The sequence below is a fragment of the Pseudoalteromonas sp. SCSIO 43088 genome (assembly GCF_023650795.1).
Lineage (GTDB): Bacteria > Pseudomonadota > Gammaproteobacteria > Enterobacterales > Alteromonadaceae > Pseudoalteromonas > Pseudoalteromonas shioyasakiensis.
In genome coordinates this window covers 318,925-340,106 of record NZ_CP072676.1, presented here as the reverse complement: position 1 = coordinate 340,106, position 21,182 = coordinate 318,925, and the positions used below count along the sequence as shown (strand labels likewise).

General features: G+C 41.7%; 25 protein-coding genes and 2 pseudogenes. 22 read left to right on the top strand and 5 right to left on the bottom strand.

Annotated elements, in window-relative coordinates:
* Positions 1 to 27: 27 nt before the first annotated feature.
* The 3 genes and pseudogenes from J8Z28_RS19335 to J8Z28_RS19325 all read left to right on the top strand — a co-directional run bounded on the left by J8Z28_RS19335 (position 28) and on the right by J8Z28_RS19325 (position 1,606).
* Positions 28 to 165 carry a hypothetical protein gene (locus J8Z28_RS19335; protein WP_250660828.1) on the top strand — a complete coding sequence of 46 codons (138 nt, stop codon included), beginning with the start codon at positions 28 to 30 and terminating at the stop codon, positions 163 to 165.
* On the top strand, positions 131 to 544 hold the full coding sequence (locus J8Z28_RS19330) for a 2Fe-2S iron-sulfur cluster-binding protein (RefSeq protein WP_250660827.1): 414 nt from the start codon (positions 131 to 133) through the stop codon (positions 542 to 544). The genes J8Z28_RS19335 and J8Z28_RS19330 overlap by 35 nt, the downstream gene beginning before the upstream one ends.
* Positions 541 to 1,606: pseudogene (locus J8Z28_RS19325) on the top strand (fatty acid desaturase family protein). The gene J8Z28_RS19330 and the pseudogene J8Z28_RS19325 overlap by 4 nt, the downstream one beginning before the upstream one ends.
* Before the next feature lie 44 nt (positions 1,607 to 1,650).
* Here J8Z28_RS19325 and J8Z28_RS19320 read toward each other — a convergent pair.
* Positions 1,651 to 2,103, bottom strand: a complete 453-nt coding sequence (locus tag J8Z28_RS19320) for a hypothetical protein (RefSeq protein WP_250660826.1) — start codon at positions 2,101 to 2,103, stop codon at positions 1,651 to 1,653.
* 21 nt (positions 2,104 to 2,124) lie between these two features.
* Positions 2,125 to 2,481 (bottom strand): winged helix-turn-helix transcriptional regulator, encoded by a 357-nt coding sequence (locus J8Z28_RS19315; RefSeq protein WP_054553546.1) that lies wholly within the window; start codon positions 2,479 to 2,481, stop codon positions 2,125 to 2,127.
* A 127-nt stretch (positions 2,482 to 2,608) separates the two neighbouring features.
* Here J8Z28_RS19315 and J8Z28_RS19310 point away from each other — a divergent pair, with 127 nt between their 5' ends.
* From J8Z28_RS19310 to J8Z28_RS19280, 7 genes and pseudogenes are all read left to right on the top strand, one after another.
* The gene (locus J8Z28_RS19310; protein WP_250660825.1) at positions 2,609 to 3,190 is read left to right on the top strand and encodes an NAD(P)H-dependent oxidoreductase; all 582 of its coding nucleotides are present in this window, start codon (positions 2,609 to 2,611) and stop codon (positions 3,188 to 3,190) included.
* Positions 3,191 to 3,199: 9 nt separating this feature from the next.
* A complete protein-coding gene (locus J8Z28_RS19305; protein ID WP_250660824.1) occupies positions 3,200 to 3,748 on the top strand; it encodes a redoxin domain-containing protein in 549 nt (182 codons plus the stop codon).
* Positions 3,749 to 3,757: 9 nt separating this feature from the next.
* Positions 3,758 to 4,123 (top strand): cupin domain-containing protein, encoded by a 366-nt coding sequence (locus J8Z28_RS19300; RefSeq protein WP_234003601.1) that lies wholly within the window; start codon positions 3,758 to 3,760, stop codon positions 4,121 to 4,123.
* 12 nt (positions 4,124 to 4,135) lie between these two features.
* Complete coding sequence (locus J8Z28_RS19295) at positions 4,136 to 4,465, top strand: low temperature requirement protein A (protein ID WP_250660823.1); 330 nt, start codon at positions 4,136 to 4,138, stop codon at positions 4,463 to 4,465.
* Positions 4,437 to 5,339, top strand: a complete 903-nt coding sequence (locus J8Z28_RS19290) for a low temperature requirement protein A (RefSeq protein ID WP_250660822.1) — start codon at positions 4,437 to 4,439, stop codon at positions 5,337 to 5,339. The genes J8Z28_RS19295 and J8Z28_RS19290 overlap by 29 nt, the downstream gene beginning before the upstream one ends.
* 273 nt (positions 5,340 to 5,612) lie before the next feature.
* Positions 5,613 to 6,419, top strand: a pseudogene (gene dkgB / locus J8Z28_RS19285) (2,5-didehydrogluconate reductase DkgB); the annotation flags it as partial.
* 60 nt (positions 6,420 to 6,479) lie between these two features.
* Entirely contained in the window at positions 6,480 to 7,364 is an 885-nt protein-coding gene (locus J8Z28_RS19280) for an alcohol dehydrogenase catalytic domain-containing protein (protein WP_250660895.1), read from the top strand.
* Between the two features lie 38 nt (positions 7,365 to 7,402).
* Here the strand turns inward: J8Z28_RS19280 and J8Z28_RS19275 are convergent, their stop codons facing one another.
* Positions 7,403 to 8,257, bottom strand: coding sequence for a DUF417 family protein (locus J8Z28_RS19275; protein ID WP_250660821.1), 855 nt, complete (start codon positions 8,255 to 8,257; stop codon positions 7,403 to 7,405).
* Positions 8,258 to 8,522: 265 nt separating this feature from the next.
* Between J8Z28_RS19275 and J8Z28_RS19270 the strand changes: the two genes are divergently transcribed.
* From J8Z28_RS19270 to J8Z28_RS19220, 12 genes are all read left to right on the top strand, one after another.
* The gene (locus J8Z28_RS19270; RefSeq protein ID WP_250660820.1) at positions 8,523 to 9,353 is read left to right on the top strand and encodes an AraC family transcriptional regulator; all 831 of its coding nucleotides are present in this window, start codon (positions 8,523 to 8,525) and stop codon (positions 9,351 to 9,353) included.
* Between the two features lie 26 nt (positions 9,354 to 9,379).
* Complete coding sequence (locus J8Z28_RS19265; RefSeq protein WP_250660819.1) at positions 9,380 to 9,982, top strand: LysE family translocator; 603 nt, start codon at positions 9,380 to 9,382, stop codon at positions 9,980 to 9,982.
* Between the two features lie 59 nt (positions 9,983 to 10,041).
* Positions 10,042 to 10,752 (top strand): helix-turn-helix domain-containing protein, encoded by a 711-nt coding sequence (locus J8Z28_RS19260; RefSeq protein WP_250660818.1) that lies wholly within the window; start codon positions 10,042 to 10,044, stop codon positions 10,750 to 10,752.
* Between the two features lie 98 nt (positions 10,753 to 10,850).
* On the top strand, positions 10,851 to 11,558 hold the full coding sequence (locus J8Z28_RS19255; protein ID WP_350338399.1) for a DMT family transporter: 708 nt from the start codon (positions 10,851 to 10,853) through the stop codon (positions 11,556 to 11,558).
* Positions 11,518 to 11,772: an EamA family transporter gene (locus tag J8Z28_RS21940; RefSeq protein ID WP_350338398.1), complete on the top strand. Its 255-nt coding sequence runs from the start codon at positions 11,518 to 11,520 to the stop codon at positions 11,770 to 11,772. The genes J8Z28_RS19255 and J8Z28_RS21940 overlap by 41 nt, the downstream gene beginning before the upstream one ends.
* 1 nt (position 11,773) lies before the next feature.
* Complete coding sequence (locus tag J8Z28_RS19250) at positions 11,774 to 11,986, top strand: Rrf2 family transcriptional regulator (protein WP_250660817.1); 213 nt, start codon at positions 11,774 to 11,776, stop codon at positions 11,984 to 11,986.
* A 29-nt stretch (positions 11,987 to 12,015) separates the two neighbouring features.
* The gene (locus tag J8Z28_RS19245; RefSeq protein WP_250660816.1) at positions 12,016 to 12,189 is read left to right on the top strand and encodes a helix-turn-helix domain-containing protein; all 174 of its coding nucleotides are present in this window, start codon (positions 12,016 to 12,018) and stop codon (positions 12,187 to 12,189) included.
* A 386-nt stretch (positions 12,190 to 12,575) separates the two neighbouring features.
* On the top strand, positions 12,576 to 12,956 hold the full coding sequence (locus J8Z28_RS21980) for an alpha/beta hydrolase (RefSeq protein WP_250660815.1): 381 nt from the start codon (positions 12,576 to 12,578) through the stop codon (positions 12,954 to 12,956).
* Positions 12,892 to 13,491 (top strand): alpha/beta hydrolase, encoded by a 600-nt coding sequence (locus tag J8Z28_RS19235; RefSeq protein ID WP_250660814.1) that lies wholly within the window; start codon positions 12,892 to 12,894, stop codon positions 13,489 to 13,491. Before J8Z28_RS21980 ends, J8Z28_RS19235 begins: the two co-directional genes overlap by 65 nt.
* A 59-nt stretch (positions 13,492 to 13,550) precedes the next feature.
* Positions 13,551 to 14,486, top strand: a complete 936-nt coding sequence (locus J8Z28_RS19230; protein ID WP_250660813.1) for an alpha/beta hydrolase — start codon at positions 13,551 to 13,553, stop codon at positions 14,484 to 14,486.
* A gap of 108 nt (positions 14,487 to 14,594) precedes the next feature.
* Positions 14,595 to 15,215, top strand: a complete 621-nt coding sequence (locus J8Z28_RS19225; RefSeq protein WP_250660812.1) for a flavodoxin family protein — start codon at positions 14,595 to 14,597, stop codon at positions 15,213 to 15,215.
* A gap of 15 nt (positions 15,216 to 15,230) precedes the next feature.
* A complete protein-coding gene (locus J8Z28_RS19220; RefSeq protein ID WP_250660811.1) occupies positions 15,231 to 16,136 on the top strand; it encodes an AraC family transcriptional regulator in 906 nt (301 codons plus the stop codon).
* Positions 16,137 to 16,145: 9 nt separating this feature from the next.
* Here the strand turns inward: J8Z28_RS19220 and J8Z28_RS19215 are convergent, their stop codons facing one another.
* Together J8Z28_RS19215 and trhP are read right to left on the bottom strand one after the other, a co-directional pair.
* Positions 16,146 to 19,472, bottom strand: coding sequence for an EAL domain-containing protein (locus tag J8Z28_RS19215; RefSeq protein WP_250660810.1), 3,327 nt, complete (start codon positions 19,470 to 19,472; stop codon positions 16,146 to 16,148).
* A gap of 126 nt (positions 19,473 to 19,598) precedes the next feature.
* Positions 19,599 to 20,984: a prephenate-dependent tRNA uridine(34) hydroxylase TrhP gene (gene trhP / locus J8Z28_RS19210; protein WP_055197422.1), complete on the bottom strand. Its 1,386-nt coding sequence runs from the start codon at positions 20,982 to 20,984 to the stop codon at positions 19,599 to 19,601.
* Positions 20,985 to 21,182 lie beyond the last annotated feature (198 nt).

Below are 21,182 nucleotides of genomic sequence, written 5' to 3'. Positions count from 1 at the left end.
CAAACACACTATAACCCTGCTTTTACTATGCCAAAGCCGAACAGCCACTGGCTTAAAGATGAGCTTGAGCAACTAAAGCAATCACTGAGCAATTTTGATTATCACTTACTTGAGCGCAACAAAGATGGCGATGCGACGGACATGGCTGACAACAAATGCGCATAAACACTGGTTAGTGTGCGGCCCAGCTGCTTTGTATAAGCAAGCAGCCGCTTTAGCTAAGCAATTAGATACGCCTATCGACAGTGAGCATTTCAGTGCAGTCCCTGCTGTTTTAGCAACCTCTGATAAGCACGAATTAACACTCCATCATCAGGGCAAAACATTCACTATTGATAACCAACAAACCTTACTGTCCCACTTACAAGCGAATAAGCAACCTGTAACAGTTGGCTGTGGTATGGGAATTTGCCATCAATGCCAATGCGTTAAAAAGCAAGGCATCGTACGTGATATTCGCACCGGTGAGCTCTCTGATAGCTCAGAGCAGTTAATTCAACTTTGTATATCGCAACCAGTCAGTGACGTGGAGTTATCAGCATGAAGACAACAAAAACAGTCAATTTTGAAAAATTAAGCAGCTCAACTCGATAGTGTTAAAGCAGATGTAAAATCAAGGCTCGGTGAGCCAAGACGCGAAATACATTCGCCGCGTTATTGTTTGCCAGCGAGTGTTTGAATGGAGTGGCCGAATTTTATTAATGCTAGGCTTTATTCCAGCCTGTTTTATGGCTCGTGGGTGTGCTTAGTTTAGCCACAGCAAAAAATCCTCGATAACATGGAAATTGGCCACAATGTGATGCATGGCCAATACGACTGGATGAATGATAAATACATAAATTCAAAGTCTTACGAGTGGGATATAGCGTGCGATGGGGCTAGTTGGAACCGCGTTCACAACTACGAGCACCACACCTATACCAATATTATTGGTAAAGATCGCGACTTCGGTTATGGATTACTGCGCTTATCGAATGACTTTCGTTGGCGAGTAAAAAACCTGTGGCAATTTGTCACTTACTTATTGCTCAGTGTGCTGTTTCAATGGGGTGTGTCGTACCATGAAATGGCAGCCGAGCGAGTATTTTTTGGCAAGAAAAAAGATGACCGCGATTACAAAGTACCGCACAGCGAACTGAAAAAGCGCTTTTTTAGTAAAGGTGCACGCCAGCTAGTGAAAGACTACCTGTTCTTTCCGTTGCTTGCTGGGCCTCTATTTTTGTGGGTTTTGGCGGGCAACCTAGCGGCTAATTTATTACGTAACCTGTGGACCTCAACCATTATCTTTTGCGGGCATTTTACCGGTGAAGTTGAAACATTTAACCAGCAAGACTGCGAAAATGAATCACAAGGTCAGTGGTATTACCGCCAAGCGTTGGGTTCATCAAATATCAAAGGGGGTAACCTGTTTCATGTAATGACTGGGCACTTGAGCTATCAAATAGAGCATCACTTATTCCCTGATTTACCCGCAAAACGCTACCGCGAAATTGCCCCTAAGGTGCAAGCTATCTTTAAAGAGCACGGTATTCACTACAATACCGGCGGCTTCTTTCGCCAGTACTTTTCTGTTGTAAAACGGATTGTGCGCTATTCTTTTCCATAATTGATAAACGCCAGTGCATAGCGCTGGCTTTTTTATAAATAATTTTATGGCAAGGAGTTAGCTTCGAGAATCAGTTCGTTAATTTCTAACTGTAATTCATCATCTGCTGCTTGTTCCGCGAAAGTTAAAGCTGTATTGGCAAAGTTTAGCGCTTGGGCCTTATCAGCTTTCTCTAGGTAATTCTCTGCAATCGCCAAATTAATCGACGCTAAATAATCCTCTAGTTCGAGTAACATTGCTAGCTTTAGCGCTTTGAAATAATAGCTAAGTGCAACTTCTGGCTTTTGATAGGTAAAGTCAGCGAGTGTTTCCCATTGAAACGGATGATCAAGCGGTGTGCCTGCAAACTTGTCGCATATTTCTTTTATTTTATTGTACGCCGCCCACTCTTGTTGTTTATTTGGAGCATTAACAATATCAAGCGCAAGTTGATGAATCGCCTCATAATGAGGTGGCTTTTTAATTGATTCAACCTCTCCAAATTGTGCCTTATGCATTCCCTGCCCTTTCTAAGCTAATTAAATCTCATTTGATTCAGACCAAACCCGTAACTCATCGAGTATATGCAGTGCTGAGCGGCCAAAGTCAGTAAGCTCATAGGTCACCGCTATCGGACGCGTACTAATAACATGACGGGTGATCATCGCTCTACTTTCAAGCTCTTTTAGACGTTGGTCGATCATTTTTTTACTTGCACCACCCAGCATACGCGTTAAATCATTAAAACGCACAGGGCCATCTTTTAAATGATAGATAATAGATCCCGTCCATTTACCGCCAATCAAACGCATGCCTTTTTCAATTGCACACGGCTCCATGCAAGCATTTAAAACTTTTTTTCTACCCTTACTATCTGTTTCTACTGAACTTTCCAAAACATCCTCGCATTTTTCAGACTAGTTACAAAAAGGTGACTGGTTGATTAAATAATCCAGGTTACTATTATATACCACAGAATACATTTTGAACACGATAAAGTAATTAGCAAACGGATACTCAACTATGAAAAACGTATTAATTCTTAACGCACATCACTATTACCCTTTTTCTGAAGGTAAGTTAAATGCTGCTTTAATCGAAAAAGCCGACGCTTTTTTTAAAGCAAAAGGCTATCAAACTCGTGTGGTTAATACACAAGACGAATTTGATGTAGAAACTGAACTTGAGAACCATCAATGGGCAGATATCGTCTTTTTGCAATCACCTATTAATTGGATGGGCATGACTTGGTCATTCAAAAAATACATGGATGAAGTGTACACCGCGGGCATGGGTGGAGCGCTTTGCCATGGTGATGGTCGCCATCAAGACAATCCAAAAGCCAATTACGGTAAAGGCGGAACCTTAAATAACACTCAATATATGATGTCGCTGACTTTAAATGCACCTGCAGAATCATTTGCAGATGCCACTGACTTTTTTGAAGGTAAAAGTGTTGATGACCTTGTTTTCCCAATGCATATGAACTTTAAGTTTTTCGGTATGCAAGCGTTACCTACTTTCGCCTGTTATGACGTGATGAAAAATGCAGACATCGACAGCGACTTTGCGCGCTTTGAAAAACACTTAAACGAGAACTTTTAAGGAGCACTCATGAGTAACGAATCTATTTATAGCAATAAACTTCATCCGGGCAGTGCTTTTCCTAGTATTAGTGCTGCACTATTGAATGGTGAAGAGGCTGTTCTTGGTCAACCTCAACACGGTGCAAGCTGGCAGCTTGTTGTTGTTTATCGTGGTAAGCATTGCCCTTTATGTACTCGCTATTTAAATAGCCTCGAGCAGTACAAAGCTGCGCTATTAGAAACGGGTGTTGATTTAATTGCTGTTTCAGGCGATAGCAAAGAGCAGTTAGAAGCGCATTTAGAGCAGTTATCTGTGTCATTTCCACTTGCTTACGGTTTGACTTCAGAGCAAATGCAAGCATTAGGTACTTACATATCTGATCCCCGTTCACCGCAAGAAACAGATCACCCTTTCGCAGAGCCTGCTCTGTTTGTGGTTAACGAGCAAGGTAATGTACATGTGGTTGATTATTCTAATAACCCATTTGTAAGACCTGATTTAGCAACCTTGGTAAGTGGGCTTAGCTGGATACGCGACCCAAAAAATAACTATCCAATTCGCGGTATGCATAAGTAGAGAGTAGCCATGAGCAAATTTACAACTTTGCTGATTGGCTTGGTGAGCATAATGATGTGCTCACCACATGCTTTTTCAGCACAGCTTCCCCATGCACATATTGCTTCACCTAATCACTATGAAGTATTGCTAGATAACAGTGAAGTACTTGTTTTGCGTATGACTTTAGCACCAGGTGAGCAAGATAATTGGCACACGCATAATGCCGAAACTGTCTATTTTGAGACAGGTGGTAAGGCGACCATCAGTACTAAAGAGTCACAAACAACACTCGAGATCCCAAATGGCTATGTGATGTGGCATGACGCATGGACTCATCAAGTCAAAAATGAGGGTGAAACCACCATCACTGCAATTATTGTCGAAAGGAAATAGGTAGGATCAATTATGGCATTAGAAAACCACCCAATGTGGCGCTTACCTAAGCATCACCTAGATTTAAAAAGTTCACATGACCATGTTCATTGGGTTGAATTATTTTATGACCTTATCCATGTGGTAATCATTTTTCTGCTAGGTAATTTTTTAAGCGACCACTTACATTTAAGTGGTTTTCTTACTTTTGCAGGTTTATTCATCACCGTATGGTTCGCGTGGGCTGACTCCAGCGTTTTTAACTCACTCTATGTCAGTACCGATGTAAAACATCGGCTGATCATGGCCTGCCAAAATTGTCACCGCCATGGTTATGGCAGCCTCTATTCCCCATGTACTTGACAAAGGCTGGACATATTTTGCATTGGCCTATGCCGCAAACCGACTTATTACAGCGTATTTATTTCATCGCACCAATCAATTGGGGATCGAATCAACAAAATTAGCACGCACTGTGAGCCGTAACTACTTTGCTCTTGCCATTATCTTTGCGACCACAGCTTTTATGCCTGCACCCTATCGTTATTGGGTATTTGGCACTGCGATTGCCGCTATCCAAGTTTTATATATGGCTCCAAAAATTGGTGTACTTGAAAATAAACGTTTTTTACCACGCCTTGGGCATATGTCTGAGCGCTTTGCCCTTTTACTGCTCATTGTCGTAGGCGAAGGTTTCTTTAAATTGGTGATTACTTTATCAGAAAAAGGAATTTATAAAGTCGACCCCTCTGTACTAGCTAACTTTATGTTTGGCGGTATTGCAGTATTTGTGCAATGCTGGATTTACTTTGACTTTGTTGGCAATGGTAAACCTAAAAATCAGCATAAATGGACACTCGTAAGTTGGTGGTTAGCACACCTATTTTTAATGTTATGTGCAGTTATGGTTGGCGTTGCACTCGCCGGCGAAGTGAAAGCTGGGTTTTGGCAACCTTACCCACTTAAATATGGTGTCATTGGCTGTGTAGGGTTAGCAGGCTACTTATTGAGTTTATTGTGGATCCAGTTAATGATCGAACACCGCGTAGCCCATCGTTTTGCAACAGCTAAAGTAAGAATGTTTGGCGTTATACTCGCTTTAGTTACCATTCTCATTTTACCCCATGTACCTTCGCTCATTGGCAACTTACTTTGGGGCACAGCACTGATTTCACAAATTGCCTACCCAGTCACTCGCGCATACTTTACCCTTTCAAAAGAAGAAGCTAATTCATAACGATTAAAACACCTTTGCAAAAATGACAAAGGTGTTTTGTTATCCCTGCTGTTTTTCGCAAAGACTTTCCTAGCAATAATATCGCTATTCAATCATCCCTTCTTAGGGGTTGAAACAAGCATTAACGGACTCATGTCATAACTAAAGGCAATGAAAAATGCCGGTGTGAATCACATTGGCCTGCACTTTAGACGTAACGAATTACCCATCGAATGGGCATTAAAGCACATCGGCGAACATGTTTTGCCCAAGTTCCATAATTAAGGAGTTATGATGTCACAATCAATTATGCCAAAACTGGGTTTTGGTACATTTAGATTACAAGACGAAGTTGCATATCAAAGTGTGCTAACAGCTATTGAAGAGGGCTTTAGACACATCGACACCGCGCAAATATACGGTAATGAAGAAGCTGTTGGCCGAGCGATTAAAGACAGTGGTGTTGCACGTGGTGAGTTATTTATTACCACCAAAGTATGGAATGATAAGTTAAATAAAACGGACTTTATTAACAGCGTAAAAGAGAGCCTGACTAAACTACAACTAGATTACGTCGATTTACTGCTTATTCATTGGCCAAGCCCTGCCAATGGCGAAAGCATGGATGAGTATTTAACCGAGTTACAATCAGCAAAAGAGCTTGGTTTGACTAAAGAAATTGGTGTTTCAAACTTTACCATTGCACAAATGGAAGAAGCCTTAAGTATTTTGCCAAAAGGCGCGTTATTTACCAATCAAGTAGAAGTACACCCCTACCTAACCAACCAAAAGGTACGTGATTTTTGTACGCAAAACGACATTCTCGTTACCGGCTATATGCCATTTGCGGTAGGTAAAGTACTTAAAGATCCAACCATTAAAGCGATTGCAAACAAACACCAAGTAAGCACTGCTGAAGTGGTCATTGCTTGGGAATTAGCGCATGACATGGTGACGATACCGTCATCGACCAAACGCGAAAATATGGCTACCAACTTAAAAGCCCTTTCGCTTAGCTTAAGCCAAGACGAGATTAATCAAATTGATGCCCTTAGCTGCGGCGACAGGCAAGCAAACCCGGATTTTGCTCCTGACTGGGATCATGATGAAGTAAAAACAACTCGCGCTTGGCAATTTCAAGGTGCTGATAAAGCGCTCGCTTTGGAATTAAAAGCTGTACCAGCACTTAAAGCAGGGCAAATTTTAGTTCGTAACCTTGCGATTGGTATCAATCCAGTTGATTGGAAGTTTATTCAAGCTGATCCTATTAATTGGCCAGATACACACACACCTGGCGTAGACGGTGCTGGGGTTGTTGAGCAGGTAGGCGATGGCGTAGATACCAAACTAATTGGTAAAACAGTCGCTTATCATCATAGCTTAAGTGAAAACGGCAGCTTTGCTAAGCACTCGGTTCTTTATGCTGAACGTGTTATGCAATTACCAAAAGAGTTAGCTGCTAATGTTGCTGCTGCATTGCCTTGCCCACTGCTTACTGCGTGGCAAGCCTTTAGCAAAATACCACTACGCAAAGGCGAAAAAGTATTAGTTACCGGCATGGGAGCTGTTAATAAACTGCTGACGCAAATGCTGAACCACAGTGGCTTTGAAGTTCATGCATTATCAAAAAGCTTAACTTCAGAGCAAGCAGAAAAGCTTGGCGTTAAGTTAGTATTACGCGACGCGCCTTCTGAGGGTGGCTACTTTGCACTCTTTGATGCTAATGGCCCTGAAGAAGCTAAAAAGTTAGTGCCACTCCTACAAGCAAATGGTCATGTGATCAGTATTTTAGGGCGTATTGAAACCCCAGTCGATGAGCCATTCACACGCACTATTTCTTATCATGAAATTGCCCTTGGTGCATTACACGATTATGGTGATACACAGCAATGGCAACGTCTTGTAAGTGATGGCGAAAAGCTCCTTAATGACATTGCGTCGGGTACTTTAAATGTTGAAGAACCTACAGACTTTGAATTTAACAATCTCAACGATGCCCTTGAGTTTTCTAAAGTTCAAAAGCAAAAAGCCGTTGTAGTTGTTTAGTGATCATTTAAAAGGCCTCTTCTGAGGCCTTTTTTATTTTATGCGACTGTTTCGTTGGCTGTATTATTGATTACAGCTAGGTGATAAATAATCACTAAGTTTGCAATAAACCACAGATCTTTAATCACAAATTGACCAAGTCCTGCTAAAACCGTCGAACTGCTAAGCGCATTCGGTGCGGTAATTAAAAATGTTTGCGTCATGATAAAAACAGCGCAACAGGCAAGCCCTGCCAATACTATTAATTTGTTGTTTTTAATCAACAAGCCAACACAAAGCAACAGCACACTGACAATATCAAACACACCAATTACATTCGATGCACCCTGCACACTAAAAACCTGATATAACCACGACATAAACGGCGATGTTTCGACAAGTGTTACAATCCCCTTCGCTTCAAAAGCAAAAAACTTCATGGCGCCAATCCAAACCAACACTAATGCCACCGATGCATAATTTAAAGCAATATGCGCTTTATCACTTAAAGCCTCTTTGTAAAACACAAATAAAAACAGTGGAATAACAGCAAAATACTTAATGATCCCCTGCCCTGAACCAATCACAGGAAAGCCTCCTTCACTTGCAAGCCAACGATTAGCGCCAAACAGCGTAATCAAACAGAGCATTGATATAGCAAATGCAGTGATGGTCGGAAGCGCTCTATTGATAAACCCCAAATGTGAATGAAGGCTGGTAATGCCAACAAAGCAAAAAGCAAAGCCTGCGATCATACTCATGATGTGAGCTGGCACCTGAGCGTCTAATTTATAGAACGAAAAAATACTGCCAATGGCATTGGGGTTTGCTCCCAAGATAAAAGACAAACCCAATAACGAAAAACTGATGGTGATAAGTGCAATCACTAAATTATTTGATGTACGTAAATTCATTTAAACCCCTCTCTACTGCTTGTTTAAAAGACCTCAGTTAGGGATAAAAACATTCACACTGAATTAAAATATAAGAAAATTCTGATAGTCATTTTTTATAAACCATTGAAAAATTATGAAAAGAATCGACACTGCTTGATTTTATTTAGGCAAAAAATAAACCTCTTTTTTTAAATATCAGCAATTTTGTTCAAGTTTTTAGGTTGCCTGCTTCGCTATATTGGCGTAGGAATAATAACGAAGCGCACAACCTTCTGGAGCATCTGTGAGCAAAGACAATCACTTTAAGTACATCAACAACGAACAGCATCAGAGCATCTCGATGTTGACTGCGACTATGAGTGATTTTACCTATGCAAAGCATGCTCACGAAGAGTATTCAATTGGCATTACTCTACAGGGGCGGCAAGATTTCTTTTGTCGTAATGCGTTTTATAAAAGCGTACCTGGCAATGTTATTTTGTTTAACCCTGAAGATATTCACGATGGTCACTCTGGCACTGAGCAAAACCTAGAGTATCTAATGCTGTATATTCATCCCGATGAATTTCAGCCTTTGTTCAAAGCGCTAGGATATCAGCAAGATTGTACATTACGTATGGCAAACACCTTGTATGCTGATCCATTACTGCGTAATCAAGTGATTCACTTATCAAGGCTTTTACAAACCAATAGCACCAGCAAAATAGAGCGAGAAGCTGCAGTATTGCAAATGGCGCAATCTTTAGTAAGGCTAAACGGTAGCCTTGATTTACCGGCTTTAAGCACCCGAGTTGATAGCTTACTTCTGCGCGCAAAAGACTACATTTTGGCAAATATCGACAATGACATTGCTATTGATGACATTGCCCATGCTGCCACTATGTCGAAGTATCATTTTATCCGCCGCTTTCGCGAGCACTTCGGTATTACTCCACATCAATATGTTTTGAACTGTCGTATTAATTATGCCCGTAGAGCGTTACAAGTTGGCCGCGATGCCACCAGCGTAGCGGTTGAATCTGGCTTTGCAGATGCCAGCCACCTCAATCGTAACTTCAAACGAGTATTCGGTATGACACCAAAACAATTTCAACTGCAATGGGCTCATAGATAGAGCTAAATTACTGATTTGGAGCTGTTATGGCAGATATTTTTGCATATGCTATTGGCATTATGTACACCCCTGGGCCAATCAATTTGCTCGGCTTAAGTAGTGGCTTAAATAAACAAACTCGTTCACACCTTGGATTTTTTATTGGCGTGGGTAGCGCGATGTTTATCTTATTTGTGCTACTTGGCTACCTTGGCTTACAAGTTATCAACCCGCAGTTTTTGCCTTATGTGAGCTTAATTGGTTGCGGCTATATTTTGTATATTGCTTGGAAGGTCGCAAAAGCAAAAGTACAGGTGAGTGATACCTCAGCGGATGCCTCACTTAGCTTTTTCGATGGCCTGTTTATGCAGCTATTAAATCCAAAAGCCTTGGTGGCCACTTTGCCAATTGCTACGATTCAGTTCCCAAGCGCAGATATTACCGGCGCTGCAATCGTATTTTGGTCTCTTATTTTAGCCATTCTTGCCTTTGGTGCGCCTACAAGTTACTCGTTAGCGGGCTTAATGCTTGGCAAGCAAGTATCACGGCCGGGTGTTTTTAACATGTTTAATAAGCTGATGGCTATTTTGTTGGTTTATGTCGCACTAATGATTGCCTACGAGCATGTGCTAACCCCGTTAATGGCCTAAAATTGATCATCCCTCGCAAACAGGCATAATAGCGTTATTCAGCAAACGGTTATCACAAAATGATGCAAGGCAATCTATCTATCCGCTCTTACAGTACTAAGCCTGTTAGTCATAGCCATGACTATCATCAACTTGTACTGCCCTTAAAAGGTGTGATTGCTATTAGTGTCGGTGATTTTCAAGGTAAAGTCGCCCCCGGTGAATGCGTGGTTGTCAAAGCCTCGCAAACACACCTGTTTACCGCAATGCCAGAGGCGCGATTTGTGGTGGCCGATATGCCAAAGCTACCAGGTAACCTAGCCACTGCTGAGCGCTGCGTGTTTGCAATTAATCAATCACTTTGGGCATTTTTGCAGTTTGTGGCAAAGCAACTTGAGCAAGCGGTTAATCGTGAATTAGAACTTGCCATGTTTAACACCTTCAATTTGCTGTTAGCTGAGCAAATTATGCAGCCTAAGGTCGACAGCCGTATTAGCGAGGCCCTGCTTTATATTGACAGTCACTTAGGTACTCCTCTTCAAATCAAACACCTTGCCAGCATTGCCTGTTTAAGCCCAACGCAATTTAAGCTGCTGTTTAAGCAACAAACCGGATTGACTGTCATGAACTATGTAACCAAACAGCGAATGGAAAAAGCCCAAGCCTTACTCAGTCATACCGACTATCCGTTACAACGTATTAGTGAGTTAGTTGGTTACAATGAGCTTTCATCTTTTAGCCGCAGTTTTTCAAAGTACTTTGGCTTATCACCGAGTAAATTCAAAAAGTAACTTTAGTTTTAAACGCCAACAAAACCGTCCTTTTTGTCAAAAACTGCACATCAATTTTGATTATGCTTTTGATATCTTAAATTTAAAGCGAATCATCAATGAACCATACCATCGCGACCATTGCCGTTTTAGTTGCCAGTGTTTTTTGGGGCACAACAGGCACAGCCGCAAGCTTTGCACCAGACATTAGCCCTTTTGCGATAGGTGCGTTTGCGATGGGATTTGGCGGCGTATTACTTTGCCTAACCTCAATAAAACAGCTAATAAACAATGCTAGTACACTGCGAAAGCACTACCCCCTAACCCTACTAGGTTCAGCTTGTGTTGCTATTTATCCGCTGGCATTTTATACCTCTATGAATAGCGCAGGTGTGGCAATTGGCACTGTTGTTTCGATTGCCAGCGCGCCTTTATTTACCGTCTTATTAGAATACTTAATTGAGAAAAAGCCCATTGCAACTCGCTGGCTAGTCAGCTTTTGCTTTGGTGCTATTGGCATTGGCTTAATCGCATTAGGTAAAGAGCATAACCTTGCTGCTAAGGGGCTGTTTAGCCAAAACATCGGCATTTTACTTGGCTTAATTGCAGGACTTACCTATGCGGGTTATTCATGGGTTGCCAAACGCTTAATTAGCTACGGCATTCATTCAAGAGCGACCATGGCAAGCCTATTTGGCGGCGCTGCATGTGTGCTATTGCCTTCGTTATTAATTACTGGAGATGCGCTTTTTGCCACAGCTACCAATACCAGCGTGGGCGCTTTACATGGCCATAGTACCGATGTTTTTCGGTTATTGGCTATTTAGTATTGGCTTAAGAACCATAGCGGCTAGCCAAGCCGTGCTCATTACTTTACTTGAGCCTATTATCGCCACCGTACTGGCTATTGTGATTTTAAATGAGCAATTTCAGCAAATTGGCTGGCTGGGAATTGGTTTAGTGAGCGTTAGTTTGGTAATTCAAACGGTCAATATTAAGCAGTTCGTGATACACTGCAAAAAACGCATATTGACGATTTGAGATGAGAAAAGACAGCCGACTATCACGGGTTTTACATGTGCTGATCCATTTAAACAGTTACAGCCACCCTGTTACATCAGAGACATTAGCAAACATGTTATTGACCAACCCTGTGGTTGTGCGCCGTACTATGGCGTTACTGCGCCAAGCAGGTTATGTATCGGCAATCAAAGGTCACAATGGCGGCTGGCTTACTGGCCACTCCCTTAACTGACATCACTTTATTTGATATTCACCAAGCGCTTGGCGAAAAGAACCTGTTTTGTAATTGGTCTAACCGATGAGCACAGCAACTGCCCTATCGAGCATGCAGTGAACAGCGCCCTGCAAAACGCAATGGATGATGCAGAAGCACTGTTATTAAAACGTTTTGCTGAAGTGTCGCTTGCAGAGCTTGCCAGCCAATTTAAAAAATAAACGTCGTTACACTGCCTATTAATTGGCTTACAGCAATAAAAATAGGCAATAATAGCTTCATAGCGAGCTTTCTACTTATAAAGCAAGCAGTATTTCGTTTTTAGAAATACAATTCCATCACTGCCATCATATAGAGCAAGCACTCTAACCCCCCCGCAAACCCACCATTTCAAGCGATTAAGTAAATTCTTAATCTATTCTGGTCATTTTCCGATTGCCTGCCATAGGGCTTTTTCGGCATTTTAGACAAACACCCTGTCATTTTAGGCAAACATTCGTTTCAGCCGACTTCTATACTTAATCTCAATCAAGGACGCAAAGCAAACAGCTCTGCAATCGAGAATAGTCTCTGTCCTTACTTATTAACCCAAAGAGGATTTACGCTCATGAACAAAGTTACTTTTCCAAACACTAACGGTTTAGATATTACTATCGCTGGCTTATTAAATTTACCTGCTGATTTTGATGAAACGAAAACATACCCAGCCGTTGTCGTATCGCACCCAGGTGGTGGTGTTAAAGAGCAAACAGCAGGGACTTACGCACGTAAACTAGCTGAGCAAGGTTTTGTCGCTATTGCATACGATGCATCTTACCAAGGTGAAAGCACTGGCGAGCCACGCCAACTTGAAAACCCACATGTTCGTACCGAGGATGTGAGTGCAGTAATCGATTACTTAACGACCTTACCTTATGTAGATAATGATCGCATTGGCGCAATGGGTATCTGTGCAGGGGCAGGTTTACACCGCAAATGCTGCAATTAACGACCGTCGTATTAAAGCCGTTGGCACAGTAAGCATGGTAAATATTGGCCAAATGTTCCGTAATGGCTGGGATAACAATGTAAAAGACAGCGACGCTATCCCATATATCCAAGCTGGCTCTGATTCTCGCACATCGGATGCAAGTGGTAACGACATTGCGACCATCCCAATGGCACCGCTGAAAGAAGAAGATGCACCAAACGAAGAACTTCGCCAAGCGTGGGAATACTACCACACAGACCGCGCAGCTTATTGCACGGCACCGGGTTTTGCGACTGCACGCAGCTTAAATCAAATCATCACTTATGATGCATTCTTTAAAGCTGAGGCATTTTTAACGCAACCATTACTGACCGTCGTCGGCAGCAATGCAGGCAGCAAGTGGATGAGCGATGACCTAATGGCACGTGCAGCATCAAGCAGCAAAAAAATGTACATCGTTGAAGGTGCAAACCACATGGACCTATACGATGGCGAAAGTGAAATCACTGAAGCCATCAGCGTATTAGCCCCTTTCTTTACAAGCAACCTGTAATTATTAATCCGTATGAGCCCACACAGGGCTCAAACCTAAACGGTATTTAGGAGAAAAACATGAAAATTCAAACAGTTAGTATTAAAAACCACGATATGGCATGGGTTATCTCAGCACTTGTTTTAACACCTGCTAATTTTGATGAGTCAAAAACCTACCCAACCATGATCAGTGTTCACCCATTTGGTAGCTGTAAAGAACAAACCTCAAGTAGTGTATATGGTAAAGCACTTGCTGAAGCGGGTTATGTGGTTATTGCCTTCGATGCCAGCTATCAAGGTCAATCTGGCGGTACACCTCGCTTTATTGAAAACCCATCACAACGTGTTGAAGATATTAGCCATGTTATTGATTATGCGGTGACACTCCCTTATGTCGATAACGAGCGCATTGGTAGCATTGGGGTATGTGGTGGGGGTGCTTATGTATTTAACTCTGCACTGACTGAAAAACGCGTAAAAGCCGTGGTCGGCATCACACCAGTTAATTTAGGTCGTTTATTTAGAGAAGCATTCACCGAGTTTAACCCGCTTGGCGCACTTGAAGCGATGGCGGCACAACGAACTGCTGAAGCACTTGGTGGTGATTTACAAGTTAACGAATTACTCCCACCAAGCATTGAGTTTGCCCGCGACAATGGCCTGACTGAACGTGATGTTTTCGAAGCGACTGATTACTACAAAACACCGCGTGGTCAAAGCGAAGGTGGCGCAACACGTATGTTATTTTCTCATGCACAAAAAACCCTCACTTGGGATGCTTTCGCGTTTGCCGAAACATTAATGACTCAACCTATGATGGCTGTAATTGGTCAAAAAGTAGGGGCATTTGGTGCATACCGTGACGGTAAAGAAATTTACGGAAAATCATTTGCATCAAAAGACAGACAACTCGTTGAACTAGAAGATTGGTCGCACTATGACCTGTACGATAAGCCTGAACCAGTTGCGTTAGCGATGCAGCAAATACTGCCTTTTTTAACCAAGCATTTATAAAAAGGCACTTGTAAGCTGAGCATGCATAAAGCAAAGAAGTTAGGCCTCATGCTTGGCCTAACTTACTTTTGTTGTTGATTTGAATTTGTGATTTTAGGAGTTAACACAATGATTAAATGGCTATTTATAATACTCGCAGTTGTAATATTAGGGCTTTTATCTCTTGCCATTTGGGTCACACAAACCGAAAAATTACAGCATGCTAAAAACAGCTTACGTCTACACAATGCGGAGCCGAGAATCACGCTTGATGCCAAAACAGCCGTCGTGGTTTTTTCTCGCTCTGGGAATACTGGGGTTTTAGCAGATCACATAGCGCAAAAGCATAACGCGGAGCTGTTTGAGATAACGGCTACCGATTACGAACTAGGTATTCCTGGTTGGATAGCTGCTCTCAATGATGCCAGAAGCAACATAGCAACAATTACCCCGAGCAATATAAACCTTGAAAAGTATCACACCATTTATTTAGGCTCGCCTATTTGGCTTTATAGCCCTGCCCCACCGATTTGGCAGTTTGCAAAAAATAATGACTTTTCAGGTAAAAATGTGATTTTATTTAATACCTTTAATAGTAAGTTCGAACAGCATTTTATTGATGATTTTGAAAAGCTGGTTCGGGCAAATGGCGCAAAAACGTTTTCTCACAGGTACGTGAATCGTGGCCGTATGGGCTCTCAAATTAGTAGCCAAGATATGCTTGATAAATTTGACAGCCAAGATAACTAACCGTGAGTTTTAAACATGATAGACACCAACCATCAAGAGATTGCTAAGCCACTCGCGCAAAAGATTATGTTATTCGCTAATAAAGCGGGTGATATTACCTCTCATACACCAGAGCTCACATTGCACATTCGTAATGCACCAACCGACCCCTTGCATTGTATTTACACATTAAGCCTTGCGGTGGTGCTGCAAGGTGCAAAAATGCTTTCAGTTGAAAACAGTGTACTGCCCTGCTCTGGTGGACAAACCATGTTAACCACTTTCGACTTACCTGTAGTATCCCATGTGACCGAAGCAACACGCCACCAGCCATTTGTTGCCATGGTTCTAAAGCTTGATTACAACTTAATTTTGCAAACGGCCGCAGAGCTTAAGCTGCCAAAACAATCACGCAACGAAACGTTTGAGCCGATTTCTATTCATAATATCGATGCAGGCTTAACTGATGCACTCACTCGGTTATTTGAGCTTGAATATAATCCTGCACTTCGCGACGGCTTACAGCCATTACTCATGAAAGAAATTGTTATTCGCCTTTTACAGGGGCCTCATGGACCTCACCTTAGAAAGTTGGCATCAGAGGGGTCACCAAGTAGTCATATAGTTAGAGTTGTGAGCTGGCTTAAAACCAACTTTATGCGCCCAGTGCAAATTGAAGAGTTAGCAAAACAAGCGCATATGAGCTCATCAACATTTCGCCAGCACTTTAAAACGATTACTGGCACCAGCCCATTGCAGTATTTAAAAACCTTACGCTTACAAGAAGCTCGCGATCAAATGCTGATCAATGGTCTTGATGCTGGTCAAGCAAGTGGTGTGGTTGGTTACGAAAGCCCTTCGCAATTTAGTCGCGAGTACAGCCGTTTATTTGGCCTGCCTCCGCAAAAAGATATGCAAAGGTTAAGACAACAACAGATTTAAATAAGCTTGTTATAACTTGCTAATTGAAGCCAAATTAGATTGTTTACCGGTCACAAATTCGTACAGCACTTTAATTGGCAGGGGTTTACTGAAGTAATAGCCTTGTACTTGAGAACACTCAAGCTCTTTAAGTATGTTCAGTTGCTGCTCGCTTTCAACGCCTTCAGCAATTGATTCCATATTTAACGCGCTGGCTAAATCAATCATAGCTTTAACAATTGCTTTGTCAGCGTCGCTGGGGTTTTCTAAATCATCAATAAATGATTTGTCGATTTTGAGCTTATCGAGAGCAAAATCTTTTAAATAATTCATTGACGAATAGCCTGTGCCAAAGTCATCAATCGACATTTTAAACCCTGCTTCACGCAGTTTTGTAATCGTACTTAAAGCAAACTGAGGATTACCAATGGCAATGGTTTCCGTTAATTCAAGTTCAATACACTCAGGCTCTATAGAGTAAGTTTGTAATACAGAGATTAAATCGCCAAGTAGCTGTTTTTTGACAAACTTCGTTGCAGATAGATTTATTGCAAAGGTAATTGGTGGCATGTTGTCGTCTTGCCACTGGCGAATTGTTTTAACGGTATTTTCGAATACCCAGTCATCAATTTCACTAATGCGGCCACTGCTTTCAGCAATAGGTATAAACTCAGCAGGTGATACATTGCCTAATGTTTCGCTGTGCCAGCGTATTAATACTTCAACAGCCACCACAGCGCCTGATGCAATATCTATTTGTGGTTGAAAAACTAAATAAAGCTCATTATTTTCAAGGGCATAATTAAGGGCATTGATGATTTGTAATTGCCTAAGCCCAGATTTATTCATTTCTTCGGCGTAGAATAACGCATTGTTTCTACCCTGCCTTTTAACCTCAAACATCGCTGACTCGGCCATCTGCAATAGCGGCTCAAATTCTTTGCCATCCATCGGAAACAGGGAAACCCCGACCGATGCTGTAACAACAATGAGTTCATCATTAATCGTCAGTGGCTCACTGATCACTTTTAATAAATCGTGGCTGCTCTTATTTATAGCGCCGGTGGAGGTATAAGGCGTAATAAATGCAAAGCGGTCGCCTTGCAGCCGTGCAACCATAATATCCTCACCCATAAAGTTACAAATTCGCGCACTCAAGCTTTGTAACACTAGGTTGCAACTTGCCATCCCCAATGCTTTATTGAGAATCTTAAAGTTGTCTAAACCAATTAAAATAAAGGCTGCTTTAGTATCTGCTTGAAGCTTAATAGTTTGTTCAAATTCCATCTGCAACTTGTCTTGGTTTGCAAGCCCCGTTAGCTGATCAAAATAAGAAAGTTGATGTATAAGGGTTTCACTTTCGACTTCTTTAGTTACATCATGCTGAAACGAAATGTAGTTACTCACCTTCCCTTGCTGATCCTTTAATGGGTAAATGGTAGTTTGCTCAACAATCACTTTACCGTGCTTAGTCATGTTAACCAAAGCACCCACCCAGGCTTTTCGATTTTTTAAGTGCTCCCACATTGCTTGGTAAACAGCCGGTTCAGTTTGTCCGGCACTGATTTTATGTGGGCTTTGACCTATTAGTTCGTCATACTCGTACTGGCACATATCGAGGTAAGCGCGATTCATATACTCAATTTTTGCATCTGTATTGGTAAACATAATGGGGTGTGGATTTTGCTCAACCGCTTGAGACAGTATGTGCATGCGTTTGTTTAGAGTAATTTTATGAAACCATTGCCACACTGACTCAGCCCAAACCGTTAGCATGTTTTTATCTTGCACACTAAACACCTTAGTTTGATGCTGTAAAATAATAGCCATATGGCACTGACTATGGCGTATCACGGGCACCACTAACAATGAGTTAGAGTCGCCAGGTAACCCGTATTCTTTCGCATGTTTTCGGTTAACAATGACAGCTTGCCCAGCCGCTATCTTGCCTTGTAACTTTTCAGTGCACACATCAAAAACATTACCTTTCTCGGCTCGATAATCATGTTGCTTTTGTTCGTTACAAATAAACAAGGCTGCGCCATCGCAATTGGTAATGTCGAGGGCTTGATTAACAGCATAATTCAACAACACATCTTGATCGTCTTGAAACGAAATTTCGGTTAGCTGTAATAAACCCCTATTAAATTTACTTTGCTGAGCAAGTGCCGCCATACGCCCAACTTTTTCTGACACATCGCGGGCGTTCACTAAATACGTTGGGCCATCATTATCGTGCTCAAACAAGGTAATCGAAAATTCAAAATGAATAACCCAACCATTTACGCTAATGGGTAAGGTATTGACCAAACACACAGCTGATTTTTTTGCCTCCATTAGCGTGCGCATAAAGTCTTGCGCATCAGATTTTTCAAACATACAGCTAATATTTTGCCCAACCATCTCTTTAGTAAACACATGGCTATCGGAGTTATCACTGAAGACTTCGCGAAAAGTACCGTCTTTTTCAAGCTCAAAAACCGAGTCTGGCAGTGCGGTAAGTGTTGCTTTTAACTGATTAGAGGAGTTATCGAGTGCTGCATAAGGTTTAGTGACGGTTTCAACAAAGAGGATTTTATACAGTAAAAAGTAGGTGAGCCCTTTATACACATGCCCAAAAAAATTAAAGGTGTTGGTGGTGTGTGAGACATCATTAGACACCACAAAACAGGCCTCACTTAAAATAGCTAATAGGCAAACTAATGTTTTACCGGCAATATTTAAATTTGTTCTGGGCTTACGAAGTTGTGTCGAAAACATCAAAACAGCGGCACCGTATAGCGCCAAAACAAGTAGCTCAATTAGAAACTTAATATGGCTACCGCCTACTCCTTCGATGTGTATTTCTGGCAGTAAATCAGGAAAGTAAAAGAATGTGCTTGCGATGAACAAACTACCAAGCAACAAAGAGGTAAGTAAAGCGCGCGCATTTAACGGTTTATATTTAACCCAAATCCCTGCTGCAATAATTAAAAAAGCAGCTCCATTAAATAACCGAGCAATGAGCCAAAAACTTAATACCAAGTTCATGTCTGCATTGCCTTCATGCATGCTGTCAAAAGCCAAGAAATGCAATGAATCAAAAATAGCAACGCACAACATGGCACAAGAGAGCAGTAACAGTTTGTAGTTATTGGTGAAATGCCAAGTATTCCAACCAATTGCAAAAATTAAAAACGAGATCACAACTGAGAATAATTCGACGCTCGTATGCATTGCTACATAAAAAGGAATAGCAGCAATAAGCCCTAATCGCTCAAGTAGTAAGACAACAGCCAGCAGCAATACCCCTACCGCAACATAAGGTACTGTGTGTAAAAGCTCTTTTTGATGTGATGGATGAACAACGTATTTCACTATAATTTTTGACTATGTTTAATTAACACCCTTAGAAAAAAGGATAGTAAAAATAACTAGTAACGACAGTGAAATACCAAAAAAAGATGAGAGCAATGCGCTAAGTATGACTTAGCGCATCTTCTATTAGGCTTTATTGAATGGATTACGGGTATCTTGGTCGGCATCTAGATTACGCATCAAAATTGCGTGATCTAAATCGATATCTTCTGGCAGAGGAATTTTAACAATATGACCTGAGCCTTTTGCATCGCTAATGGCTTCGCCTTTTTTGTTTTCCATAAAATCCAACTTAAAGTTGATGTTACCTTTTGGTGTCATAAGCTCAAGTGAATGACCAGTACAGAACTTATTTTTCACATCAATTTCAACTAAGCCATTATCGTTGCGGCCTAATACTTCACCGACAAACTGCTGTTTATCTGATACCGAATGACCGTACTCATAGTTTTGATAGTCTTGATGTGCATGGCGTTTTAAGAACCCTTCGGTGTAGCCCCGGTGCGCTAAGTTCTCAAGAGTTTTAAATAAGTTTGCGTCAAATGGACGACCAGCAACGGCATCATCAATGGCTTTACGATACACTTGTGCAGTACGAGCAACATAGTAGAAAGACTTGGTACGGCCTTCAATTTTTAAACTATGCACGCCCATTTTCGTTAGTTGATCAACATATTGAACGGCACGTAAATCTTTTGAGTTCATAATGTAAGTACCATGCTCGTCTTCAAAAGCAGGCATGTACTCACCTGGGCGCCCTTGCTCTTCAAGCATAAATACTTCATTACTTGGGGCACCATCACCTAGGGTTGGGATCACCGCTTTAGGGTCAATTTTATGTACCATTTCGCCGGTTTCATTTTCGGTGCCTGGTTTCACATCGTAGTTCCAGCGACATGCATTAGTGCACGTTCCTTGATTTGGATCGCGCTTATTAATGTAACCTGATAGCAAACAACGGCCAGAATACGCCATGCAAAGTGCACCGTGAACAAACACTTCAAGTTCTGTATTAGGGCATAGTTCACGAATTTCAGCGATTTCTTCAAGCGATAATTCGCGCGATAAAATGACTCGTTCAATACCCTGCTGAGCCCAAAAGTTCACTGTGGCATAGTTCACCGCATTGGCCTGCACAGATAAGTGAATTGGCATATCTGGCCATTTTTCACGCACTAACATGATAAGCCCAGGATCTGACATGATCAGCGCATCTGGCTGCATCTCAATGACTGGCTCAATATCGCGTAAATACGATTTTACCTTGGCATTATGAGGAGCAATGTTCGACACCACATACAACTTTTTATTTTGCGCATGGGCTTCGTTGATACCAACTTGCAGATTATCTAGGTCAAACTCATTGTTACGCACACGAAGGCTATAACGAGGTTGGCCAGCGTAAACGGCATCTGCACCATAAGCAAAGGCATAACGCATATTCTTTAAACTACCCGCAGGTGATAACAACTCAGGCGTAAAAGGACGAGGGGTCAAAATAGGTGACGACATGAAAGCTCCACACATCGAACCGAGTACAAGTCGGTTGCATGAATTAATACGATAATGAAGCGCGGCAGTATAATAACCTGCCCAGTAATTTTATTGATCTAGATCATGGCGGCAGTATAATAACCTGCCCAGTAATTTTATTGATCTAGATCATGATTGATTCATAGAGCTTATTGTTGAGTAGGTGACAAACGAAAA